General features: G+C 72.5%; 5 protein-coding genes. All 5 read left to right on the top strand.

Translation table 11 applies throughout. From position 1 onward, the window contains the following. Positions 1-1,044, top strand: a 1,044-nt coding sequence (locus BUE48_RS17035; RefSeq protein WP_286990509.1) for an AAA family ATPase, incomplete at its 5' end; no start/stop codon positions are given. Positions 1,045-1,367: 323 nt separating this feature from the next. Then, positions 1,368-2,537, top strand: a complete 1,170-nt coding sequence (ftsY, locus tag BUE48_RS17030; protein WP_012853750.1) for a signal recognition particle-docking protein FtsY — start codon at positions 1,368-1,370, stop codon at positions 2,535-2,537. Positions 2,538-2,834: 297 nt separating this feature from the next. After that, a complete protein-coding gene (locus BUE48_RS17025; RefSeq protein WP_286990507.1) occupies positions 2,835-4,136 on the top strand; it encodes an ammonium transporter in 1,302 nt (433 codons plus the stop codon). Between the two features lie 3 nt (positions 4,137-4,139). Next, positions 4,140-4,478 (top strand): P-II family nitrogen regulator, encoded by a 339-nt coding sequence (locus BUE48_RS17020; RefSeq protein WP_012853748.1) that lies wholly within the window; start codon positions 4,140-4,142, stop codon positions 4,476-4,478. A gap of 708 nt (positions 4,479-5,186) precedes the next feature. Then, positions 5,187-7,529 carry a [protein-PII] uridylyltransferase gene (locus tag BUE48_RS17015; protein WP_286990505.1) on the top strand — a complete coding sequence of 781 codons (2,343 nt, stop codon included), beginning with the start codon at positions 5,187-5,189 and terminating at the stop codon, positions 7,527-7,529. Positions 7,530-7,624: the final 95 nt, after the last annotated feature.

Here is a 7,624-nt window from a genome sequence, read left to right as displayed (position 1 = left end):
GAGCGCCGCCGCCGCCAGGCCCGCACCGCCGCCGCCGTGCTGGCCGGCGCCCGCGCCGCCCTGGAGCGGATCGAGGTGTCGCTGCGCGCCGCCGTGGCCGAGCGGGAGGCCGCCCAGCAGGCCAAGGCCGACCGCGAGGCGGAGCTGAAGGTGGTGCGCGCCCAGGTCCGCGAGCTGTCGGCCCAGCTGGAGAAGCTGGTCAACGCCGCGCACGGCAGCGAGGTCGCCCGCGCCGAGCAGCGGCTGCGGCTGGAGCAGCTGACCGAGCGGGCGATGGAGGAACTGGGCCTGGAGGTCGACGTCCTGATCGCCGAGTACGGCCCCGACCAGCCGGTGCCGCCGCCTCCTGATGCCCCCGAGGACGCCGTCCCGCGCCCCTATGATCGGGCCGAGCAGGAAAAGCGCGCCAAGAACGCCGAGCGTCAGCTGGCCCAGCTGGGCAAGGTCAACCCGCTGGCGCTGGAGGAGTACGCCGCCCTGGAGGAGCGGCACGCGTTCTTGACCTCCCAGCTGGAGGACCTCAAAAAGACCCGCCGCGATCTGCTCACCGTGGTCAAGGAGGTCGACGACCGGGTGCAGCGGGTGTTCGCCGAGGCGTTCGCCGACACCGCCCGCGAGTTCGAGCGGATCTTCGCCCGGCTGTTCCCCGGCGGCGAGGGCCGGCTGGTGCTCACCGATCCCGACGACATGCTCACCACCGGCGTGGAGGTGGAGGCCCGCCCGCCCGGCAAGAAGGTCAAGCGGCTGTCGCTGCTGTCGGGCGGGGAACGCTCCCTGGTGGCCATCGCCCTGCTGGTGGCGGTCTTCAAAGCCCGTCCCTCCCCGTTTTATGTACTGGACGAGGTGGAGGCGGCCCTGGACGACACCAACACCCAGCGGCTGCTGTCCATCCTGGAGGAGCTGCGCGAGTCCTCCCAGCTGATCATCATCACCCACCAAAAGCGCACCATGGAGGGCGCCGACGCGCTTTATGGCATCACCATGCGCGGCGACGGCGTCAGCCAGGTCGTCAGCCAGCGGATCCGGCGGCGCGAATCGGCCTGAGCCCGGGGCCGGTGCGGTGATCGCCGGGCGGCGGGTGAACTCAGGCCCGCCGATTCTTCCCGGATGCATCCGGAGCGTCCCGGCTGCACGGTCTTCCCGGTCCGCTCGTTACGGAGAGATCTTTTCCGGTGGTGCACCGGGATTCTCGCGGCCGATATTCGGCGACGCAGGCGGGAAGGGACGGTGGCCGGGGACCGTGATGCCGGACGTCCGCGGGCTTTCTTTGCCGCACGTATAGACACGTATAGATGGGCGCCGGGACATCACGGGCGACGTGGCGCTTGGCGGAGCCATGGCAGGGCGTCTGCGAGACTGGGGACGCTATGGAATACGTGATCCTCATAGTCGCACTGGCCGTGCTCGCCCTCGTGGTGGGCGGCCTGCTCCTGGTGCGGCCCCGCCGCACCACCCGCCTGCCGTCTGCGCCGCCGGAGAGGCCGGCGGCGAGCGGGGAGGGCTCGACCGCCGTCTTGGAACGGGAGCCGGCGGCGCCCACGCTGGAGCGGGCGCCCCCGGCCGAACCGGCGGCCCCGCCCAAACCGGAGATCGAGATCCCGCCGCCGTCGGCGGGCCGGCTGGTGCGGCTGCGGGCCAGGCTGGCGAGGTCCCAAAACGCCCTGGGCCACGTCCTGCTGGGACTGCTGTCCCGCGACACCCTCGATGAGGACGCCTGGGACGAGATCGAAGACACCCTGATCTCGGCCGACATCGGCGTGGCGGTGGCCCGCGAGATCACCGAGGCGCTGCGGACCCGGGTGCAGGTGATGGGCGCCCGCACCCCCGAGGAGGTCCGCGCGCTGCTCCGGGAGGAGCTGCTGCGGCAGGTCACCAACGGGTTCGACGAGAAGACCGACCGCAGGCTGCGCACCGCCCGGCACGGCGACCGGCCCGCCGTGGTGATGGTCGTCGGCGTCAATGGCACCGGCAAGACCACCACCTGCGGCAAGTTGGCGCGGGTGCTGGTGGGCGACGGCAACACCGTGCTGCTGGGCGCCGCCGACACCTTCCGCGCCGCCGCCGCCGACCAGCTGGAGACCTGGGGCAAGCGGGTCGGCGCCGAGGTGGTGCGCAAGGGCGAGGGCGCCGACCCCGGCAGCGTCGCCTTCGACGCGGTCAGGCAGGGCATCGAGGGCAAGGTCGACACGGTGATCATCGACACCGCCGGCCGGCTGCACACCAAGACCGGGCTGATGGACGAGCTCGGCAAGGTCAAGCGGGTGGTGGAAAAGCAGGCCACGGTGGACGAGGTGCTGCTGGTCCTGGACGCCACCACCGGCCAGAACGGCATGCAGCAGGCCCGGGTGTTCGCCGAGGTGGTCAACGTCACCGGCATCGTGCTGACCAAGCTGGACGGCACCGCCAAGGGCGGCATCGTCATCGCGGTCCAGCGCGAGCTGGGCGTGCCGGTCAAGCTGGTCGGGCTGGGCGAGGGCCCCGACGACCTGGCGCCCTTTGAGGCCGAACCGTTCGTGGACGCGATCATCGGAGAGTGAGTCCCCTTCGCCGCAGCCGCTCTGGAGACCCGGGAGCCGAGGCCGTCAAGCGCCCCACCTGCGACATGTGGGGCGCTTGATGATTTCTGGGGAGTTTGTGGCGTAGACGGCTCTACGTCCGGACCGGAAACCCGCGAGTTTTTGGAACGAGCCACAGGTGAGGGTTTCGAAACACTCGCGAAACATATGACGGCTGGTTTTCACACCTTTGAAACAGCCGGGCCGTTCGGGTGAAACCACCACGCCAGAACCTCTACCCAGTCAAACGTTCCGTGCCGAGGAGGGGCTCTCTCCGAGATGGAAATCGATAGCGGCAACACCGCCTGGGTGATGACGAGCGCGGCGTTGGTCCTGCTCATGACGCCAGGCCTGGCCTTCTTCTACGGAGGCATGACCCGCGCCAAGAGCGTGCTCAACATGATGATGATGAGCTTCGTCAGCATGGCCGTGGTCGGCGTGCTGTGGGCTCTCTACGCGTACTCGCTCGCCTTCAGCGACGGCGGTGCGCTCAACAGCGTCATCGGCGGACTCGGTGACTGGGGCCTGGTGGGGCTGGAGAACCAGGTGGACGACGGTCTGCCGACCCTGGTGTTCGTCGCCTTCCAGGCCACGTTCGCCATCCTCACCACCGCCCTGATCAGCGGCGCGATCGCCGACCGCGCCAAGTTCGGCGCCTGGGTGGTCTTCACCGTCATCTGGGTGACCGTGGTCTACGCCCCGCTGGCCCACTGGGTGTGGGGCGGCGGCTGGATCGGCGAGATGGGCGCCCTGGACTTCGCCGGCGGCACCGTGGTCCACATCAACGCCGGTGCGGCGGCGCTGGCGCTGGCGCTGGTGCTGGGCAAGCGCAAGGGCTGGCCGCGCGACCCGATGCGGCCGCACAACCTGCCGTTCGTCCTGCTGGGCGCGGCCCTGCTGTGGTTCGGCTGGTTCGGCTTCAACGCCGGTTCGGCGCTGGCCGCCGACGGGGTCGCCGCGGTCGCCTTCATCAACACGCTGGTGTGCACCGCCGCCGCGGCCTTCGCCTGGATCGCGGTGGAGAAGCTGCGCCACGGCGCCTCCACGACGCTGGGCATCGCCTCCGGCGTGGTGGCCGGCCTGGTCGCCATCACCCCGGCCTGTGCCTTCGTCACCCCGATCGGCGCCATCGTGATCGGCCTGATCACCGGTGTGATCTGCGCCTTCGCCGTCAGCCTGAAGTACAAGCTGGGCTATGACGACTCCCTGGACGTGGTCGGCGTCCACCTGGTCGGCGGCGTGATCGGCGCCCTGATGATCGGTCTGGTGGCCACCACCGCCGTCAACGAGGGCGGCGCGGACGGCCTGCTGGCCGGCGGCGGCCTGGAACTGCTGGGCAAGCAGGCGGTCGGTGTGGTCGCCAGCGTGATCTACTCCTTCGTCGTCAGCTACATCATCGGCAAGCTCATCGACGTCACCATGGGCTTCCGGATCAGCGAGGAGGACGAGGTGGCCGGCGTCGACAGCACCTCGCACGCCGAGACCGCCTACGACTTCGGCAGCATCCACGCCGGTGGCGCCGCCGGCGGGATCGCCGCGGCGTCCTCCGCCGACAGCGCCCCCACGAAGGTTGAGGCATAACAGATGAAACTGATCACCGCGGTCATCAAGCCGTTCAAGCTCGACGAGGTCAAGGCCGCACTGGAGACCGCCGGAGTCAAGGGACTGACCGTCAGCGAGGCCAGTGGCTACGGCCGCCAGAAGGGCCACACCGAGGTCTACCGGGGCGCCGAGTACAAGGTCGACCTGGTGCCCAAGGTGCGGGTCGAGGTCCTGGTGGACGACGTCGACGCCGACGACGTGATCGACGCCATCGTCAAGGCGGCGCAGACCGGCAAGATCGGCGACGGCAAGGTCTGGGCCGTCCCGGTCGACGCGGTCGTGCGGGTCCGCACCGGGGAGACCGGCCCCGAGGCCCTGTAGCGGGTCGTCTACGGATCGGGGGAGCAATCGCTCAGGGCGCGAGACGAGGAAGGGCGTCCCAAACCGCAGGCCGGCGGGGCGGGACGCCCTTCTGCCTGTCAGTGAGATCCCGGCCGGCGGGAGAGCGCGGAGGCGGCCGTGGCCGGGGCGATCCGCGGGACCGGGCCGAGACGCCGGCGGGAGAGAACGAGGAAGGCCACCGGCCCTGAGATCCAGGGCATGCGAAACGGGCGGAATCCCAAGGGCTCACAGCGAACGGCAAAGAGAGCACCCGAAAAGACCAAGAAAATCACAGTGGTTAAAAGTCCCGGATTTTCTGGCGTTCGAGGCGACCGGAATATCGGGGCGCCGGGGTGAACGAGGCTCCCGAAGAGAGGCGGGACGGACCGCCGGCTCGCATGGGGATTTGAGTCTCCAAACCGGCCGAGACGGCGAAGGTGCGGCAAAGCGGAGCACCCGAGGCGTCCAGGACGCCCGGGTGAACGAACGGTCGAGCGCCGAGGAAACCCAGCGGCCCCCGGCCACCGGGCCGCCGTCCTGGGCCGGGGAGCGGCGCGACGACTTGGGACGACACGGACCGGGCACTGCAAGACCCCGCTGCCGGTGCCTGAGACCGGGTGCTCGAGACCAGGTGCTTGAAGAAGGCGCGTTGCGGCGACCGGAACGGCAGAGCACGTCAGGCGGGCGGGACTTCGGAGGCGAACGGGGTTGAAAGAGACGACCGGAAGGTTCAAGGCGGCCACGGCGGTGGAGGGCGCCGGGGCCGGCGGGCTGGAGGAGGCGCGCAAGGCGCTGGCGGCGGCCCGGGCGCGGCGGGGGGCCGAACTGGACCGCTGGCTGGCCGGGCTGCTGGAGGCCACCGGTGCCGCGCGGGAGGTCGCGCTGGTCGCGGTGGGCAGCCACAGCCGCGGAGAGCTGACCCCCGGCGGCGACCTGGACCTGGTGCTGGTGCACCGGGGACGGCCGGACATCGCCCAGATCGCCGACCGGATCTGGTACCCCGTCTGGGACCGCGGGCTGCGCCTGGACCACTCGGTGCGCACCGTCCGGGAGGCCAGGAAGGTCGCCGGCAGCGACATCAAGGCCGCCATGGGCCTGCTCGGCGCCCGCCTGCTGGCCGGCGACCAGGACCTGGCCGACCAGCTGCGCGCCGTCGTGCTGACCGACTGGCGCGCCCAGGCCCGGCGGCGGCTGGCCGAGCTGGCCGAGCTGACCCGGCGGCGCTGGGCCGACCGCGGCGAACTGGCGTTCCTGCTCGAAGGCGACCTCAAGGAGGCCAAGGGCGGGCTGCGGGACGTGTACACCATGCAGGCGGCCGCCGCCACCTGGGCGGTGCCCGGCCCCGGCGAGCGCGTGCGCGCCGCCCACGACCTGCTGCTGGACGTCCGGCACGCGCTGCACGAGACCACCGGCCGCGCCGGAGACCGGCTGCACCTGCAGGAACAGGACGCCGTGGCGCACCTGCTGGGCCTGCCCGACGGCGCCGCCCTGCTGCGCGTCATCGTCGCCGCCGCCCGCACCGTCTCCTATGCCGCCGACAACCTGTGGCGGCACGTCGACCGGTTCTGCGCCGACCGGCCCCGCGGCATCCGCGTCGCCCGCCCCGGCGGGCGGGTCGAACGGCGCCCGGTGGGCGATGGGGCCGTCGAGCACGAGGGGGAGGCCGTGCTGGCCCGCGGCGCCGACCTGACCGACCCGGTGCTGCCGCTGCGCGTGGCGGCGGCCGCCGCTCAGGCCGGGCTGCCGCTGGCGCCCGCCACCGCCGAGCAGCTGGCCGCCAAGGTCCCGCCGCTGCCGGTGCCCTGGCCCGCCGAGGCCCGCGACGCGCTGGTGTCGCTGCTGGGCGCCGGGCCCGCGGCGATCCCCGTCTGGGAGGCGCTCGACCAGGCCGGGGTGATCGTGCGGGAGCTGCCCGAATGGGAGCAGGTGCGCAACCGGCCGCAGCGCAACCCCGTCCACCGCTTCACCGTGGACCGGCACCTGGTGGAGACCGCGGCCGGGGCCGCCGCCATGACCCGTGACGTCGCCCGCCCCGACCTGCTGCTGGTCGGGGCGCTGTTGCACGACATCGGCAAGGGACGGCCCGGCGACCACTCCCGCACCGGCGCCGCGCTGGCCCGCACGATGGCCGCCCGGATGGGTTTTTGCGACACCGACGCCGATGTGCTGGAGACGGTCGTGCTGCACCACCTGCTGCTGCCCGACACCGCCACCCGGCGCGACCTGGACGACCCGGTGACCATCCAGACCGTGGCCCAGAAGGTGTCGGCCGTGCCCGGCCGGGGCCGGCAGGTGCTGGAGATCCTGGCGGCGCTGGCGGTCGCCGACGCGCAGGCCACCGGGCCGGCCGCCTGGGGCGCCTGGAAGGCCCGGCTGATCGAGGAGCTGGTGCGGCGCGTGGACGCCTGCCTGGCCGGCGGCGCGCCCCCGCGCAACGGGCTGGACCCCACCCCCGAGCAGCTGGCGCTGGCCCGCCACGACGGCGCGGCGGTGCGGATCGCCGGCTCCCGGGTCACCGTCGCGGTGCCGGACCGGCCCGGCCTGCTGTGGCGCACGGCCGGGGTGCTGGCCCTGCACCGCCTGGTGGTGCGGACCGCCCGGGTGTTCGCCTCGGCCGGCGCCGGCACCGCGGTGCTGGACTTCACCGCCGTCCCCGAATACGGCACCCCGCCCGACCCGGCCGCCCTGGAGGCCGATCTGCGCCGGATGCTCGCCGGCCGGCTGGATGTGGCGGGCCTGCTGGAACGGCGCGCCGCAGCGGTGCGCCGCCGTCCGGGAGCGCCGGTGCCGCCGCCGCGGGTCACCATCGTCGAGGACGCCTCCGACACCGCCACGGTGGTGGAGGTCCGCGCCCACGACCGGCCCGGCCTGCTGTGGCGGATCGGCCAGGCCATCGGCGCCTGCGGCCTGCAGGTCGACAAGGCCCGGGTGGACACCCTGGGCGCGGAGGCGGTGGACGTCTTCTACGTGGTGGACGCCCAGGGCCGTCCCCTGCGGGAACCGGCCGCCCTGTCGGCGCTGCGGGAGAAGGTCCTGGCCGCGCTCCGCTGACCCTGCCCGGGCGGGGCTCGGATACGGGCGGGCGCCCGTGGATTCCTCGATACCCTGAGGTTTGATTCCTTACGAGTCTTCTAGGACGGGTCGCA

Source organism: Thermomonospora sp. CIF 1, assembly GCF_001896795.1.
In the GTDB taxonomy this organism is placed as follows: domain Bacteria; phylum Actinomycetota; class Actinomycetes; order Streptosporangiales; family Streptosporangiaceae; genus Thermomonospora; species Thermomonospora curvata.
This window is presented reverse-complemented; position numbering and strand designations above follow the sequence as displayed.

What these genes read in the sequence shown, in the direction of transcription:
- BUE48_RS17020 (WP_012853748.1), top strand. Translation starts at nt 4,140, where the DNA reads ATGAAACTGATCACCGCGGTCATCAAGCCGTTCAAGCTCGACGAGGTC.
- ftsY (WP_012853750.1), top strand. Translation starts at nt 1,368, where the DNA reads ATGGAATACGTGATCCTCATAGTCGCACTGGCCGTGCTCGCCCTCGTG.
- BUE48_RS17025 (WP_286990507.1), top strand. Translation starts at nt 2,835, where the DNA reads ATGGAAATCGATAGCGGCAACACCGCCTGGGTGATGACGAGCGCGGCG.